We start from the raw sequence: 16,043 nt of genomic DNA, 5'->3' as shown, positions 1-16,043 counted from the left end.
AATATACAACTTTTCTACAGCTTATCAATAAAACTTTGAAGTACAGCATATTCCAACTCTTACCCCTCCTGCTGATAAGCTTTGAGGAAAGACGCCAGCCTGTCCAGCGTCTGGCTCAGTTCCTGCGGCTCTGGCAGGTATACTACCCGGAAATGATCGTGGTGCGGATAGTTGAAGCCCGTTCCCGGCACGAGCAGCACCTGCTGCTCCGAGAGAAGATCGAGGGCAAACTGTTGGTCATCCTGTAGTTTAAACCGCTTTACGTCCAGCTTCGGGAACATGTAAAAAGCACCCTTTGGCTTCACACAGGAAATGCCGGGCATGGCTGAGAGCTTCTCGTAACAGATCGCCCGCTGCCGCCCCAGCCTGCCATGGGGTTTGGTGAGGTCGGTTATACTTTGCTGCCCCTCCAGGGCCGCCTCAATGGCATACTGCGCCGGCACGTTGCTGCACACGCGCAGGCTTGCCAGAGTATTCAGGCCGCTGATGTAGTCCTTTGCTTTATGCCTGGCACCGCTCACCAGCATCCAACCCGCCCGGAAGCCAGCCGCCAGGTAGTTTTTGGACAAGCCACTGAAGGTAACGAACAACACATCCTCAGACAGGGTGGCGGCAGAGGTGAACGCTGTCTCATCATACAGGATTTTATCGTAGATCTCATCGGCGAAAACAACCAGGTTGTGCTCCTCGGCCAGCGCCACCAATTCCTGCAAAAGCGCTTTAGAGTATACTGCGCCGGTTGGGTTGTTGGGGTTGATGATAACGACGGCGCGGGTACGGCTGGTGAGTTTACGCTTGATGTCCTGCACATCCGGGAACCAGTCGGCCTCCTCGTCGCAGCGGTAGTGCACGGCTTTGCCCCCTGCGAAGCGCACGGCGGCAGTCCAGAGCGGGTAATCCGGCGACGGCACCAGCACCTCATCTCCTTCGTTCAGCAGGGCCTCCACCGCATGCATGATTAGCTCGCTCAGGCCGTTGCCCAGAAAAATTTCCTCGTTGCTTATATTCCAGATCCCTTTGTTATCGTAATAGCGCTTTACAGCCTCGCGGGCGCTAAGCAGGCCCTTGTGGTCGGAGTAGCCCTGGGCATTACTCAGATTTCGGATAATATGCTGCACCACCTCCTCAGGAGCCTCAAAGCCAAAGGGGGCAGGATTGCCGATGTTCAGTTTGGTAATGCGGTGGCCCAAAAGCTCCAGCTCCTTCGCCTTTTCATACAGCGGCCCGCACAGGTCATACGACACGTTGTTAAGGCGATTGCTCCTGTTAATCATACAGCTAAAAATTTTAGCGAATATAGCACCGCAGAAGATTGCCTGTACACCAGCTCCCCATGAATTTATTTAGCGCCTTTCCTATTCCGGTACCTGCCATACTTCATACTCTCCCCAGGGCATCAGTTGCACAACGTATAGTTTGTCGAAGCCTTCGCTCAACGTGGGTTTCTCCAGCCGCTTATGGGTACCGTAAATGCCTTTAACCGGTACCAGGAAACGCCCGCTGCGCTGGCTGTTGCGCCGCACGGCATCGCCGGAACCGGATTCGAAAAAATAGCCGATCACCTCATACTTTGCAGCTTTCGCCATACGGATATACTTTGCGCGCTCTGCCCGGGTGGGGTTGGTATTGTCTACCACAAAGCGCATCTGGCTTTTCAGGCAGGTATCCAGGAAAAGCCGTTCCCGGTGTCGGGTCCGGAGCTGATCCAGGCTGATGCGCACGTGGCTGTTAAAGAAGCGCTCTTTGTAGAAGGTGGACTTGCCGCTGGCCTGTATGCCGCAGAAGATGATGGCTTGCATGGTGTCAGATTTTAAGTAGGTTTCCTGTAAATAGTTGCAGGGCGTAGCTATTACTGTAACTTTAGCGGCTCCGGAGCATATAAGTTTTAAGTATGGCTTTGGTTGAGGCAACATAAAGTATAGATGATTTGAAAAAGAAGCTGGTGGTGTTAACGGGTGCTGGCATCAGCGCCGAGAGCGGGATTGCTACCTTCCGCGATGCGGACGGGCTGTGGGAAGGGCATGACGTGATGGAGGTGGCCTCGCCGCAGGGCTGGCATAAAAACCCCGAGCTGGTGCTGGACTTCTACAACCAGCGCCGGAAGAATGCCCATACCGTAAAACCAAACGCGGCCCACATGGCGCTGGCCGACCTGGAACAGGACTTCGATGTGCGCATCATCACCCAAAACGTAGACGACCTGCACGAGCGCGCCGGCTCCACCAACATCATCCACCTCCACGGCAAACTCTTTGAGAGCCGCAGCACCCTCGACCCATCGCTGGTATACCCTATCGAAGGCTGGGAACTGAAAAAAGGCGATAAGTGCGAGCGCGGGTCTCAGCTGCGGCCAAACATCGTGTGGTTCGGGGAACCCGTGCCGATGATGGAGAAAGCCATTGAGGAAACGCTGCAGGCTGAGATCTTCCTGGTTGTGGGCACTTCGCTGGTCGTTTACCCGGCTGCCGGCCTGGTGGATTTCGTTGAGGCAGACGTGCCTGTATTTGTCATCGATCCGAACCTGCCCAGCATGCGGAAGCGGCCTAACCTGCACCTGTACGAGGAAAAAGCAAGTACTGGCATGCAAAAAGTAGCGGCTTTGCTCCGGGAAAAATATACATGAGTCCATACTTTTAGAAAATACAGCAAGCCCTGCCGGTTATACCTGCAGGGCTTTTTTGTTGGCCTCCCTCTACCATGCCACCCAAAGTATAATCAACATCAGAAGAGATTAAACTTGCATAAACATTGTTTTAGATAAATCTAAATTTATACTTTTGCGTTTCAAATAAATTAAATAGCTATACTTTAAAACTATGAGAAACGCACTACTACTTCTATTACATCTCGTCTCGTTTACCGCCGCTGCACAGCATGGTTCCGTTAAAGGCACTGTAAAAGCTGACGGCAAGGCTATTCCCTACGCCACCGTCTTATTAAAAGGCACGACCTGGGGCGCCCCTACCGACCTGGAGGGGAAGTATACGCTGGAGAAGATCCCGGCTGGAAAATATGAGCTGATGGTAACAGCCATCGGCTATAAAAGGGAGCTGCACCCTGTACAGGTGTATCCTGATTCCGCAGTAATGCTGCCTACCACCCTCACGGAGGCCAATGCCACCCTGAACGAGGTGGTGGTGACGGGCACCCGGACCGAACGGCGAAGGCTGGAGAGCCCTGTGGCAGTGAACGTGCTGGACAGCCGCACGTTTAACCTCACACAGTCCAACACCCTGTCGGAGGGTTTGTGCTTTCAGCCGGGCCTGCGCATGGAAACCGACTGCCAGACCTGCAACTACACGCAGCTGCGCATGAACGGCCTGGGGGGCTCCTATTCGCAGATCCTGATAAACAGCCGCCCTGTCTTTTCCTCCCTGATGAGCCTGTATGGCTTAGAGCAAATTCCTGCCAATATGGTGGAGCGCGTAGAGGTAGTGCGGGGAGGCGGTTCCATCCTATATGGCTCCAGCGCCATCGCCGGCACCGTGAATATCATCACCAAAGAGCCCAAAGAGAGCACCTTCACCCTCTCGAGCAACTCCTCCCTAACAGACGGCAAGGCGTGGGACCACTTCCTCAATGCCAACGCCAACACGGTAAACGAGGCAGGCAACGCCGGCGCCTCCTTTTTCGCCTCTCACCGTGACAAAGAAGCGTATGACGCCAACCGTGATGGTTACTCGGAGCTGGCGCAGCTGAAGAACAACTCCTTCGGCGTTAATGCCTTTTTCAGGCCGACCGACAGAGACAAACTGGATGTGAACGGCTGGAGCATTTATGAAGAACGCAAAGGCGGCAACCGCCTGGATGAGCCTGCCGACCGTGCAGACCAGTCCGAGTACCGGCTGCACAACATATTGGTAGGCGGTTTTAACTGGGACCACCGGCTCGGGAACGGGAAATCCTCCTTCAGTGTCTACGGCTCGGGCCAAAACACCAAACGCACCCACTACACAGGCATAGACCAGGCGGACGGATGGGGGCAGACGCGGAATTATACCTTGCAGGGTGGTTTTCAGTTGAACCATACTTCCCACAGCTTCCTGGGCGGCAGCAACACTTTTACAGCTGGGGCCGAGCATCAGTATGACGATACTTTTGATGCGATTGAAGCCTACAACTACCTGATAGACCAGGAGAACAGCCTGACCGGCCTGTTCCTGCAAAGCGACTGGGAATTTACCCCTGCCTTGACCATACTTTCCGGCGTAAGGGCCAACCGGCACAGCAACGTGGAGGGGCTCGTTTTTACGCCCCGCCTGAACGCGCTCTACAAGATTGGCACCACCACGCAGGTACGCGCCTCTTACGCCCGCGGCTTTAAGGCACCACAGGCCTTCGAAACCGACCTGCACATTGCCTTTGCAGGCGGCGGCATTTCGCTTGTCCAGCTTGACCCGGAGCTGCGGGAGGAGACTTCCAACGCCTTCAACGCCTCCGTGGACTTTAACAAGCCTGGTGAGCATATGATCTATGGTTTTACGCTGGACGCCTTTCACACGCGCCTGCAGAACGCCTTTGTGCTGGAGGAGATCGGGACGGATGCGCAGGGCAACCAGCAGTTGCTGCGCAAGAACGGCAGCCATTCTACGGTGAAAGGCATTACCCTGGAAGGGCGCCTGAATTATGACCAGCGGTTTCAGCTGGAGACGGGGCTAACGGTGCAAAGCTCCAGGTATGATGCGCCGGTGCAATGGTCTTCCGAGATACAGGGCACGCGCGATTACCTGCGCACGCCAGGCAGCTACGGCTACTATGTGCTTTCCTTTTTTCCGCAGGGCCGTTTCAACGCCACTTTCTCGGGCGTGCTGACGGGGCCGATGCTGGTGCCGCACTTTGCAGGGGCGCCGGGCGTGGTGGAGGATGAGCTGTACTCCTCTCCTACGTTTGTAGAAAACAACCTGAAACTCGCTTACCGCTTCACCATCAAAAGTATAAAGCAGGACCTGCAGCTGCACGCCGGCGTACAGAACATCCTCAACGCCTACCAAAGCGATTTTGACACCGGCCGCTACCGCGACAGCAACTATGTGTATGGCCCGGCCAGGCCACGCACTTTTTTCTTCGGGCTGAAATTCGGGCTGATGTAAGCGTATGGGCCAACATGTTTTTTCCTAAGCTAAAGCCCCTTATATTGCCGCTTTACACGTAAGAGATTGAGCATACAATATATACTTGAGTTAATAGGAACCGCCGTGTTTGCCATGTCCGGGGCGCTGGCGGTGAGTGAGCGGGACCGGGAGCAGGATTGGTTCGGCGCTGCCTTCACGGGCTTTGTCACGGCCATCGGCGGCGGCAGTCTCCGTGATATCATGCTGGGCAGCTACCCACTTGTCTGGATACAGGACACCACAGTGCTCTACGTTATTTTTGCTTCCATACTTGCCAGTGGCCTCTTTTACAAGTGGATGCTGCAACTGCGCCGAACCTTTCAGCTGTTCGATACCATGGGGATTGCCATTTTTACGGTGGTAGGCATGGAGAAAGCCCTCGAGCTGGGCACGAGCCCTGAGGTAGCAGCCATCATGGGCATGTTCTCAGCTGTCATGGGCGGCGTTATCCGCGACACGCTTACCAACGAGGTGCCGGTGCTCTTCCGGCAGGAAATCTATGCCAGCGCCTGCCTGGTGGGTGCGTCTTTTTACCTGGGCCTGGAGTATCTGCAAGTGGAAAGAAACATCAGCTTCATCGCTTCCATGCTACTGATCATCATTATCCGCCTGGTGGCCATCAAGTTTAATCTAAGCCTTCCTAAGTTTAACCGGCAGCCGTAGCTTATCTATCTTTCCGGAATATTCGTACTGTGGAGGGAACAAACGACGGCATCGGATATGGGTTTCTTTAAAGATAGAGTTCTGGCCACACACGACACCTGGAGCCTCACTATAGTGCGGGTGTTCTTGGGCTTGATCATTTTTCCGCACGGCGCTCAGAAACTTCTGGGCTGGTTTGGCGGCCATGGGCCGGCAGGCTTCATGCAGTCATTCGAGCAAATATCCGGTCTTCCCGGCTGGCTGGGCTGGATCGTCATCATTATTGAGGTAATAGGCTCTATCTGTTTGATCCTTGGCTTTTGGGTGCGCCTGTGGGCTTTGTGCCTCATCGGCCTTTTTGTAGGCATCATACTTACGGTGCACCTACCAAACGGCTTTTTTATGAACTGGGGCGGCAACCAGGCCGGCGAGGGCTACGAATATCACCTGCTGGTAATAGGTATGGCCTGGGCTTTGGTTGTTGGCGGCGCCGGAAACCTGAGCATCGACCAAAGTATGGCGATGCAGGAGCGGAGGTTCTAGTCCTCCGCCTTCTCCCCTTTTTCCACGATATCCCCTTCGGAGAAAAGGATAATCTTCATCATCTCGCGCCATTTCGGCTTTTTGCGCAGCAGAAATTCCAGGTCCATCCCAAAGTGCTTGAATTCCTCTTCCTGCGCGTTCTGCATAATGGCTTTTGCTTGAGGATCCTTCTCCACCGAGATGCGCTGCTCGTACCAGTTAATGGCCTCTGCCTCTTCTATAACTGAAGTAAGCATGCGGGCAAAAGTCCGTGTTTCCTGCGACAGCTCGCTGGCTGGCTCATGGTATTGTTCCGTAGGCATAAGAAGTATAGTTTTGTGTTACTGTACCCTCTAACGGAACCTCCTCGTGCCAGGTTGGCAAGCCCAACAGCCTTTACCTGTTCAACAGGCGCGCCACATACTTCCCGATGATGTCGAACTCCAGGTTTACCGTGTGCCCGGGCTTTATGGTGTGCAGGTTGGTATGCTCATAGGTATAAGGGATGATGGCTACCGAAAAACGGTCTTCGTGCGAGTTGACTACGGTCAGGCTGATGCCGTTCACGCAGATAGAGCCTTTCTCTACCGTTACATTCCCCTTGCCGGGGTCGTAGCTGAAGGTAAACAGCCAGCTGCCGTTCTCATCCTCCACCGATTCGCATACGCCGGTTTGGTCTACGTGCCCTTGCACCACGTGCCCGTCGAAGCGACCGTTGGCCTGCATGCAACGCTCCAGGTTTACCTTATCCCCCACGCTCAGGCTATTGAGGTTGGTTTTCTGCAGCGTTTCATCAATGGCCGTAACCGTGTAGGCCTCATCATCAATGCCCACCACAGTTAAACATACACCGTTATGCGCCAGGCTTTGGTCAATTTTGAGTTCCTGCGTAAAGGGGCCGCTCAGCGTGAAATGCTTGTTAGTGCCTTCTTCCCGGATATTTTTTACCTGGCCCAGGGCCTCTATAATTCCTGTAAACATATATATTCCTGTTAATGATGCGATGCGCTCCTATTTCAACCGCAATGAAAAACGATCCCTCAAATTTAACATCATTCTGCCAGCCATACAGCTGCCCGGCTAAATAATGCGCAGGAAATGCTGCAAATGGCAGGTAAAATTGCCCAGGGATGCTTATTTTCGCAAACCTGCCGCCTGAACCGGCAGTAAGTTTAGCATAAACCCCTAGCAAATTCCTCATGCAAACCGACACGTACAGACATAAAGGCATGCGCCGGGCTTTAGTAAGACAGCTTCGCGAGAAAGGCATCCACGATGAGCGCGTGCTGAAAGCCATCGAAACTGTACCGCGTCATTACTTCTTCGACAAGGCTTTTGTGGAACAGGCCTACCAGGACAAAGCTTTCCCGATTGGAGAAGGCCAAACCATCTCACAGCCTTACACAGTGGCATTTCAGTCGGAGCTGCTGCAGCTTAAGCCTACCGACAAGGTGCTGGAAATCGGAACGGGCTCCGGCTACCAGTGCACGGTGCTCCTGCAAATCACCCCAAATGTTTATACCATTGAGTATAACCGGCCGCTTTTCGAGAAGGCCCGCCTCTTTTTCCGCAAGCATGGTTTAAAACCGCATACCTTTCATGGCGATGGATCACTGGGCTTACCCGCCCACGCGCCTTACGACAAAATTATTGTGACCGCCGGGGCTCCCGTTGTGCCCAAAGAGCTGCTGCGCCAGCTAACGACCGATGGCATACTGGTGATACCTGTCGGGGATGAGCAGACGCAGAAAATGCTGCGCATTACCAGAGTCGGTGAGAACGAGTTTACCCGCGAGGAATTCACAGACTTTAAGTTTGTGCCGTTGCTCGGCCGCTCCGGCTGGGACGGCGGCGCATAACCTCTCGCATTTCCTGCCCCCGCCCTTTTATAGTTGTAGAAACATTGGCACACGCTGCCTTCACAGCTGAAGCTGCTTTACCAGCACGAAAGTGGGCTTTAACTGTTTATTAGGCAGGTAAGTGCAACCTTTTGCCCTAAGCTCTTATCTTTAGCTAAAAACCTACAACTATGAAAAAATTATATGCTCTTTTAACACTGCTGCTCACCTCTGCTGCTGGCTATAGCCAGGCTTCTTTCCAGATCGTCACCTCGGATGTTGACCTCTTCTGGAATGCCTTTGATAAACTGAAAGAGGCACAAAGCAAAGAAGACTCTGTGCGGGTGCTGGACGAAGAATACCTGCAGAAAGCATCAGCCGGTGTAAAGCAGTTCACGCCCGGCCGCATCAGGAATGCTGCATACCTGCAAAAGGTCATCAACAGGCACCCTCAATATTACACACAACTAAAAGGACATACCCATAAGCTGCAGGAGGCAGTGCCCAAAATGCAGGCACACTATGGGCGGCTAAAGGAACTCTATCCCGACACAAATATCCCCCGTGTATACTTCGTCGTCGGAGCGATGAACTCTGCCGGCACCATTGCAGATGACCCTGTGATAGGCGTGGACATGTTTGGTTTATACCCTAACACCCCCACGGAGGAGCTCGGAAACTGGCACAAAGCCGTACTCAAGCCCATGGACCAGATCGACCTGGTAGTGATCCATGAGTTCATTCACATTCTACAGAGAGACTCTAAGGGAGACTCCACGCTGCTGGGCATGAGTATAGGCGAGGGAGCCGCAGACTTCGTAGCTACCCTTGCCGCAAACGGTCATATTAATAAAGTGGCGCATGCCTACGGCGATAAGCACGAGCAGGCGCTTTGGGAGGAGTTCCGGGCAGGCATGCACCAAGGTGACGTCAGCAACTGGCTCTACAACGGCGAAAACATGAAAGAGAGGCCTGCTGACCTTGGCTACTACATGGGGTACAAAATCTGCGAAGCCTACTATAACAAGGCTACAGATAAAAAACAAGCCGTGCGGGATATCCTGAGGATACAGGATTACGCTGCCTTCCTGGAGAAAAGCGGCTACGCACAGAAGTTCAACTAAGAAACACTGCCATTTCGTTGGCTGATGATAACATGGCACCTGTACCTAACGGCAGGTGCCTTCCTCATGCTGCGCCGGCCGCAATGCCTGTTACGCTTAGGTTGTACCTGCCCAAAGAGATGAAGTATATTTTACCGTTTCGGGGCTTAAGCGTATCTTTGCATCAAAATCATCGCTTATACAATGCGCAAACAAAAAAAAGTATCTGACTCTTATGTTATCATGACGGAGCTGGTGTTGCCCAACGACACCAACACGCTGCACAACCTGATGGGCGGAAAAATGATGCACTGGATGGATATTGTGTCGGCTATCGCGGCCCAGAAACACTCTAACCGCATCGTGGTGACAGCCTCTGTAGACAATGTTTCTTTCGCTGAAAGTATAAAGCTGGGGAACGTGGTGACGCTGGAAGCCAAGGTTACCCGCGCCTTTAACTCCTCCATGGAGGTGCACATTGTAGTGTATGCTGAGGATATCCCAAGCGGTAAGAAGGTTATGTCGAACCAAGCTTTCTTTACCTTTGTGGCCGTAGACCAGTTGGGCAACCCGATTGATGTGCCCGAAGCTGTTCCAGAAACCGAAGAAGAGATCAGCTTATATGATGGGGCCCTGCGCCGCCGCCAGCTGCGCCTGGTACTTGCCGGCCGCATGAAACCAAGCGAGGCAAACGAGCTACGCTCTATTTTTGACATCAAGGAAGACGCACAAGGATAAATCTACATGCCATGCTTACAAGCAGATATTAGCGATGAGTTCCTGAAGAGCTTTATACCCGAAACAGTTTACCTGGTTGAGGGCGATATTGCTTTGCCTGCGCCTAAAATTGCTGAGCCTGCGACTGCACCAGCACCTAAACCAGCCGAGGAAGATGCCACCTCACCGGCTACGGTAGCGGCTCCTGAGGCCATGGTACCGCCAGAGCCGGTGGCTGCCAAGCAGCACGTGCACGAGCTGCCAAAAATTCCGAAAAAGGAGCCCGCCGCGCAAAAGCAGAAGTATAAGGTTGCCGGGGAAAACAGGAAAGGCGTTGTGGTGCTGGTAACTATTCCGGAGGCTGAGTTTGCCCATCTGCCACAGCTGCAGTTCCTGCAGAAGATCCTTTCGGCCATTGGGCTGCAGCCATCCGATGTGGCGTATGTAAATAATATTTCCGGAGAACTGGCCTTGTTCGAGGAACTGCAGAAGGAGCTGCAGGTAAACTATATCATCAGCTTTGCCAGCCGCATCGAGACAGCGCTGCCGCACGAGAAGTTTACGCTTTATAATCCGGTAACAGTTGGGTCGGTGCCGGTGGTTTTCTCACAGGCGCTTAAAATGCTGGCAGATAACGTGGAGCATAAAAAAATGCTGTGGGGCGCCTTGCAGAGAACGTTCAAAGTATAGCCTATACTCCGAAAGCTTTCGGTAAAGCATAAAAAGAGCGGCCTTCCAATGTTGCAAGGCCGCTCTTTAATTATGTCAAAAGATCAAATGATCCGGTAACCCTTACCCTTCGTTCAGCAAAGACTCAAGCTTCTGCTCCAGTTCCGCACCTCGCAGGCCTTTGGCTACGATTTTTCCTTCCGGATCAACTAGCACCGTCTGTGGGATGGCCGTGATGTTATAGAGCTGCGCTGCGCTGCTCTCCCAGCCTTTCAGGTCAGACACGTGCGGCCAGGTAAGCTGGTCCTTTTCAATGGCTGCCAACCACTTTTCCTCCGACTGGTCCAGGGAAACGCCGAAAATCTCGAAGCCCTGGCCTTTGTCCTTCAGCCGGTTATACATCTTCACCACATTTGGGTTCTCTTTGCGGCACGGTCCGCACCAGCTGGCCCAAAAGTCAATTAAAACATACTTGCCACGCAGCGAGGACAGTGACTTAGTGCCGCCATCCGGAGTAGGCAGCGTAATCTCTGGCGCCACCTGCCCAATAGCTGTGCTACGGTGCGGCTTCAGGCGCTCGTTCACCATGGCAGTGTACTTGGAGTTTGGGATGTACTTGGTATACAACGTAGCCATGCTATCGGCAAAGGCAAAATCATTCACGGGGTCTACCAGGCTAGCTGTTCCAAAAGCAGAGACAATGGACTTCGGGTGCTGCGCGATGAAATTCTTTATTTGGTCCTGCAGCTTAAAGTACTCACCGCGCAGGCGTTCACCTTCTGCCTCGTTGCCTTCCTGCATGGCTTTCGCAAAACCCTGCTCCAGTTCCTGCTGCTTCTTGCGGGTATCGTTCACCAAGTTATTAAGCTCTATAAACAGCTTCGACTCTTCAGAGCCTTCTACCTTGGCCGTACCGTTCAGGTCTTTGGCATCAGCCTCCACCTCAATTTTACCTTCTTCCACCACCAGCATCAAACCATTCTGCTGGTCTAAGGAGATGCGGTAAAAGGTAGGTTCGTCGATCTTGCCAGAAAACGTAAAGTTGCCTTCTTTGCTCAACTGAGCGGTATCACGCGGCTCAAAGCTCTGCTCCCCCAGTTCAAATAAGTATACCTGGCCGGGTGTGGCATTATTTAGCTTACCTTCTATTGTGTAGTTGTCGCCGTTGGTGGCTGACTTGTTGCCCTGGCAGCTGGCAAGTATAGCCGTAGCCGAGGCGACAGCTAAGATGCTTCTAAATTTCATAGTTGACCTATTTATGCGTTCAATTTTTCTCTAAGGAGTTGGTTTGTCACTTTCGGATCGGCTTTGCCTTTCGTCTTTTTCATGATCTCCCCCATAAACATGCCAATCAGCGACTGCTTGCCGGCTTTGTACTCCTCCACTTTTGCCGGATTCTCAGACAACACCTGCTGCACAATCTGTGCCAGCTCGTCGGAGTTAGACTCCTGTAGCAGGTTCTCCTCCTCGGCCACGCGCTGAGCTGTGTACTCCGGATGCTCCACCATGTATGGGAAGATCTTCTTGGCTGCCACTGAGTGACTTACCTTATTCTCATCTACCAAAGCGATCAGCTGCGCAATTTGTTCCGGCTTCAGCGGAAAATCCCGGATGTGCAGCTGCAGCTCGTTCAGGTATGACTTTACAGGCCCCATTACCCAGTTGGAAGCGGCTTTATAGTTTTTGGTGTGGTTTGCCAGTTGCTCAAAGTATAACGCAATCTCTTTAGCATCCGTCAGCACCGCCGCGTCGTACTCCGGCAGGCCAAACTCTGTTACAAAGCGCTTGTAGAGCTCTTGCGGCAAACTCGGCATGGCTGCCTTCACGCTTTCCAGCCACTCCTGCTCGATCACCAGCGGCGGCAGGTCCGGCTCCGGGAAGTAGCGGTAGTCGTTCAGTGTTTCCTTAGAGCGCATGGCCGTGGTGGTGCCGGTGTTCGAGTCGAAGTTACGGGTTTCGCCATCTACCTTACCGCCGTTCTCCAGCACCATGATCTGGCGCTCGATCTCGTGCTCAATAGCGCGCTGCACATTGCGGAAGGAGTTCATATTCTTCACCTCCACTTTCGTACCCCACAGCGGTGAGTCCTTCAGCATGACTGAAATGTTGGCATCGCAACGCAAAGAGCCTTCCTCCATGTTGCCGTCGCAGATGTCCAGGTAACGCACCAGGCGCTTGATCTCGATCAGGTAGTTGTAGGCCTCCTCCGAGTCGCGGATATCCGGCTCCGATACAATCTCGATCAGCGGCACGCCGGCACGGTTAAAGTCCACCAGTGTCTCCACCTCGCCCGGCAAGTGCATCGATTTACCGGCGTCTTCCTCCATGTGGATGCGGGTAATACCGATTTGCTTCTCCTCTCCGGCAGCATCTTTGATCAGGATATGGCCATGTGTACAGATCGGGGTTTTATCCTGCGTGATCTGGTAGCCCTTCGGAAGGTCCGGGTAGAAGTAGTTCTTACGGGCGTACACGTTATGCTTCGTGATCTCGCAGTTCGTAGCCAGTCCCATTTTCACGGCCATCTCCACCACGCGCTTGTTCACGCGCGGCAAAGTTCCCGGGTGCGCCAGGGTGATCTCGCTCAGGTTGGTGTTGGGCAGCATGCCATACTCTGTCGAGTCGGAAGAATAGGCCTTGCTTTCGGTGAGCAACTGCGCGTGTACCTCTAAACCAATAATGGCCTGGTATTTATCTCTTATCGCTTTATCCATTTGTTTAATGATTAATGAGTAATGATGAATGAGTAATTGATTTTCGAACTCACCTCCATCATTATTCATTATTGATTAATCATTATTAACTATTCATTAAGTTCTTTACTAGTTCTACAGCTTTGGCAGGCACGGCGTTCAAGCCACTTGCGTCTTTGCCGCCTGCTGTAGCATAGAACGGCTGTCCGCCGCCGCCGCCTTTGATCTCCTTGGCCAGTTCGCGCACCATCTGGCTTGCGTTCAGGTTCTTCTCCTGCACCAGGTTATCCGACAGCATCACCGCGATCTGTGGCTTGCCATCTATCTCAGCGGCAAGTATAAGCACCAGGTTCTCCACTACCTGACGCATGTCGAAAGCCAGCTTCTTCAGGTAATCGGCAGAGCTCAGGTCCACGCGCTCGGTGATCAGGTTAATGCCATCCAGCTGCTGCGCTTTCTGAGCCAGAGAATCTTTCAGGCTGCTTAGTTGCTTCAGCTCGTATTGCTCCAGCTGCTTTTGCATGGCCTTCAGATCGTCCTGCATCTTCTGTACCGCTCCTGATACATTGCTCTGCGTGTTTAGCACCTCGCGCACCGCGTTCAGCTCGTTCAACTGCTGCTGCATGTATTCCTCTGCTGCCCCAGCGGTGATGGCTTCAATACGACGCACGCCGGCGGCCACTGAGCTTTCGGAGATGATCTTGAAGTAGCCGATGTTGCCGGTGTTGTGCACGTGCGTTCCGCCGCAAAGCTCCACAGAATAATCGCTACCAAAAGTGATCACGCGCACGAAGTCGCCATACTTCTCACCAAACAAGGCGGTGGCGCCCATGCCTTTTGCTTCGTCAATCGGCACGTTGCGGCGCTCGTCCAAAGGGATGGCCTGGCGCACGCGTTCGTTCACGATATGCTCGATCTGGCGCAGTTCGGCATCCTCTACCTTGGCAAAGTGGGAGAAGTCGAAGCGCAAAATCTTTTCGTTTACCAGTGAGCCGCGCTGCTGCACATGGTCGCCTAATACTTTTCTTAAAGCGGAGTGCAGCAAGTGTGTAGCCGAGTGGTTTTTACGGATCAGGTTACGACGCTCCGCATCGATCTCGGCGACAAAACCAGCCTCCACGTTCTGCGGCAGCTTACTGGTGATATGAAGTATAAGATCGTTCTCTTTCTTCGTGTCCAGCACCTCCACGCGCTCATCGTGCGATACCAGGAAGCCCACATCGCCCACCTGTCCGCCGCTCTCGGCGTAGAACGGTGTTTTGTCCAGCACGATGTGGTACTCGTTTTTATTCTTGGTTTTTACCTGGCGGTAGCGCACAATATGGGAGTCGGTTACATCGCAGTCGTATCCCACAAACTCGTTCACCACGTCCGGCTGAAGTATAACCCAGTCGCTCTGCTCGGTGGCGGAAGCCTTGCGGGAACGGTTCTTCTGCTGCTCCATTTCCGTGGCAAAACCCAGCTCGTCAACTTTCAGCCCCTTCTCGCGGGCGATCAAAGCGGTTAGGTCCAGCGGGAAGCCGAATGTATCATATAGTTCGAAGGCCGTTTTGCCGTCGATGGTGTAGTTGTTCTGCTTAAAGCTTTCCTCCAGCGCATCCAGGCGCTTCAGGCCGTTCTCCAGCGTGCGCAGGAAAGCGTTCTCCTCTTCCTCGATCACGCGCTGCACAAAGCTCAGCTGCTGCTTCAGCTCCGGGAACACATGCGATGTCTGCTCTGCCAGCACCTCCGTTAGCTTGTAAAGGAATGGCTTTTTGAAGTCCAGGAACGTAAAGCCGTAGCGCACCGCACGGCGCAGGATGCGGCGGATCACGTAGCCGGCCTTGTTGTTAGACGGCAGCTGCCCGTCGGCAATGGTAAAGGAAATGGCGCGGATGTGGTCGGCGATTACACGGATGGCAACGTCTGTCTTCTCGTCCTGGCCGTAGGTTACGCCAGCCTCTTTGGCAATAATCTGGATCAGCGGCTGGAAAACATCCGTGTCATAGTTGGAGCGCTTGCCCTGGATGGCCATGCACAGACGCTCGAAGCCCATACCTGTATCTACGTGCTGGGCAGGCAATTTTACCAGCGTGCCGTCGGCCAAACGGTTAAACTCCATGAATACGTTGTTCCAGATCTCCACCACCTGCGGATGGTCGGCGTTCACCAGTGTTTTTCCATCAACTTTGGCGCGTTCCTCCTCAGAGCGCAGGTCGATGTGGATCTCAGAGCACGGACCGCAGGGGCCGGTATCGCCCATCTCCCAGAAGTTATCTTTTTTGTTGCCCATCAGGATGCGGTCTTCGGCGATCATCGTCTTCCAGATGTCATAAGCATCCTGGTCCATCGGCAGGTTCTCCGACGCATCGCCCTCAAACACCGAAACATACAGCCTGTCCTTAGAGAGTTTGTATACTTCCGTCAGAAGCTCCCATGACCAAGCCAGGGCATCCTTTTTAAAGTAATCGCCAAACGACCAGTTGCCCAGCATCTCGAACATGGTGTGGTGATAGGTATCGTAGCCTACTTCCTCCAGGTCGTTGTGCTTTCCACTCACGCGCAGGCACTTCTGCGTATCGGCCACACGCTTGTAAGGCGCGGGTTTGTTGCCCAGGAAGTAATCTTTAAATGGCGCCATGCCCGAGTTGATAAACATCAGGGTGGGGTCATCCTTCACCACGATGGGCGCAGAAGGCACGATCTGGTGCTGTTTGGAAGCAAAGAAGTCCAAGAACTTTTGTCTAATCTCAGCTGAGTTCATGTATG

The 16,043-nt window shown here is 53.3% G+C and carries 15 protein-coding genes; 8 read left to right on the top strand and 7 right to left on the bottom strand.

Annotation, left to right across the window (positions count from 1 at the left end; genetic code table 11):
• Window positions 1-59: 59 nt before the first annotated feature.
• Window positions 60-1,274: a pyridoxal phosphate-dependent aminotransferase gene (locus FJM65_RS00325; protein ID WP_140618183.1), complete on the bottom strand. Its 1,215-nt coding sequence runs from the start codon at window positions 1,272-1,274 to the stop codon at window positions 60-62.
• Window positions 1,275-1,355: 81 nt separating this feature from the next.
• On the bottom strand, window positions 1,356-1,799 hold the full coding sequence (locus FJM65_RS00320; protein ID WP_140618181.1) for an AAA family ATPase: 444 nt from the start codon (window positions 1,797-1,799) through the stop codon (window positions 1,356-1,358).
• A 128-nt stretch (window positions 1,800-1,927) separates the two neighbouring features.
• Here FJM65_RS00320 and FJM65_RS00315 point away from each other — a divergent pair, with 128 nt between their 5' ends.
• The 4 genes from FJM65_RS00315 to FJM65_RS00300 all read left to right on the top strand — a co-directional run bounded on the left by FJM65_RS00315 (window position 1,928) and on the right by FJM65_RS00300 (window position 6,296).
• On the top strand, window positions 1,928-2,623 hold the full coding sequence (locus FJM65_RS00315) for an SIR2 family NAD-dependent protein deacylase (RefSeq protein ID WP_140618178.1): 696 nt from the start codon (window positions 1,928-1,930) through the stop codon (window positions 2,621-2,623).
• Window positions 2,624-2,816: 193 nt separating this feature from the next.
• A complete protein-coding gene (locus tag FJM65_RS00310) occupies window positions 2,817-5,090 on the top strand; it encodes a TonB-dependent receptor (RefSeq protein ID WP_140618176.1) in 2,274 nt (757 codons plus the stop codon).
• Between the two features lie 66 nt (window positions 5,091-5,156).
• Window positions 5,157-5,774 (top strand): trimeric intracellular cation channel family protein, encoded by a 618-nt coding sequence (locus FJM65_RS00305; RefSeq protein ID WP_140618174.1) that lies wholly within the window; start codon window positions 5,157-5,159, stop codon window positions 5,772-5,774.
• A 57-nt stretch (window positions 5,775-5,831) separates the two neighbouring features.
• Window positions 5,832-6,296, top strand: coding sequence for a DoxX family protein (locus FJM65_RS00300; RefSeq protein ID WP_140618172.1), 465 nt, complete (start codon window positions 5,832-5,834; stop codon window positions 6,294-6,296).
• On the opposite strand, the gene FJM65_RS00295 is transcribed toward FJM65_RS00300, so the two are convergent.
• Both FJM65_RS00295 and FJM65_RS00290 read right to left on the bottom strand, forming a co-directional pair.
• On the bottom strand, window positions 6,293-6,598 hold the full coding sequence (locus FJM65_RS00295; RefSeq protein WP_140618170.1) for a ferritin family protein: 306 nt from the start codon (window positions 6,596-6,598) through the stop codon (window positions 6,293-6,295). The two genes, FJM65_RS00300 and FJM65_RS00295, sit on opposite strands and share 4 nt — an antisense overlap.
• Before the next feature lie 73 nt (window positions 6,599-6,671).
• On the bottom strand, window positions 6,672-7,256 hold the full coding sequence (locus tag FJM65_RS00290; RefSeq protein WP_140618168.1) for a riboflavin synthase: 585 nt from the start codon (window positions 7,254-7,256) through the stop codon (window positions 6,672-6,674).
• Between the two features lie 218 nt (window positions 7,257-7,474).
• Here FJM65_RS00290 and FJM65_RS00285 point away from each other — a divergent pair, with 218 nt between their 5' ends.
• The 4 genes from FJM65_RS00285 (at window position 7,475) to FJM65_RS00270 (ending at window position 10,623) form a co-directional block, all read left to right on the top strand.
• Window positions 7,475-8,134 (top strand): protein-L-isoaspartate(D-aspartate) O-methyltransferase, encoded by a 660-nt coding sequence (locus FJM65_RS00285; RefSeq protein WP_140618166.1) that lies wholly within the window; start codon window positions 7,475-7,477, stop codon window positions 8,132-8,134.
• 170 nt (window positions 8,135-8,304) lie between these two features.
• Window positions 8,305-9,237, top strand: a complete 933-nt coding sequence (locus FJM65_RS00280; RefSeq protein WP_140618164.1) for a gliding motility protein GldB-related protein — start codon at window positions 8,305-8,307, stop codon at window positions 9,235-9,237.
• A 183-nt stretch (window positions 9,238-9,420) separates the two neighbouring features.
• Window positions 9,421-9,954: an acyl-CoA thioesterase gene (locus FJM65_RS00275; RefSeq protein WP_140618161.1), complete on the top strand. Its 534-nt coding sequence runs from the start codon at window positions 9,421-9,423 to the stop codon at window positions 9,952-9,954.
• Window positions 9,955-9,960: 6 nt separating this feature from the next.
• The gene (locus FJM65_RS00270) at window positions 9,961-10,623 is read left to right on the top strand and encodes a hypothetical protein (protein ID WP_140618159.1); all 663 of its coding nucleotides are present in this window, start codon (window positions 9,961-9,963) and stop codon (window positions 10,621-10,623) included.
• Between the two features lie 102 nt (window positions 10,624-10,725).
• Here the strand turns inward: FJM65_RS00270 and FJM65_RS00265 are convergent, their stop codons facing one another.
• From FJM65_RS00265 to alaS, 3 genes are all read right to left on the bottom strand, one after another.
• On the bottom strand, window positions 10,726-11,847 hold the full coding sequence (locus FJM65_RS00265) for a TlpA disulfide reductase family protein (RefSeq protein ID WP_140618156.1): 1,122 nt from the start codon (window positions 11,845-11,847) through the stop codon (window positions 10,726-10,728).
• 11 nt (window positions 11,848-11,858) lie between these two features.
• Window positions 11,859-13,316 (bottom strand): Asp-tRNA(Asn)/Glu-tRNA(Gln) amidotransferase subunit GatB, encoded by a 1,458-nt coding sequence (gene gatB, locus FJM65_RS00260; RefSeq protein ID WP_140618154.1) that lies wholly within the window; start codon window positions 13,314-13,316, stop codon window positions 11,859-11,861.
• A gap of 85 nt (window positions 13,317-13,401) precedes the next feature.
• Entirely contained in the window at window positions 13,402-16,038 is a 2,637-nt protein-coding gene (gene alaS, locus FJM65_RS00255) for an alanine--tRNA ligase (protein WP_140618152.1), read from the bottom strand.
• Window positions 16,039-16,043 lie beyond the last annotated feature (5 nt).

Origin of the sequence: Pontibacter mangrovi (assembly GCF_006385705.1) — a bacterium.
In the GTDB taxonomy this organism is placed as follows: Bacteria; Bacteroidota; Bacteroidia; order Cytophagales; family Hymenobacteraceae; genus Pontibacter; species Pontibacter mangrovi.
Note: the sequence above shows the minus strand (reverse complement) of the source record. Positions and strands in the feature narration are given on the sequence as shown.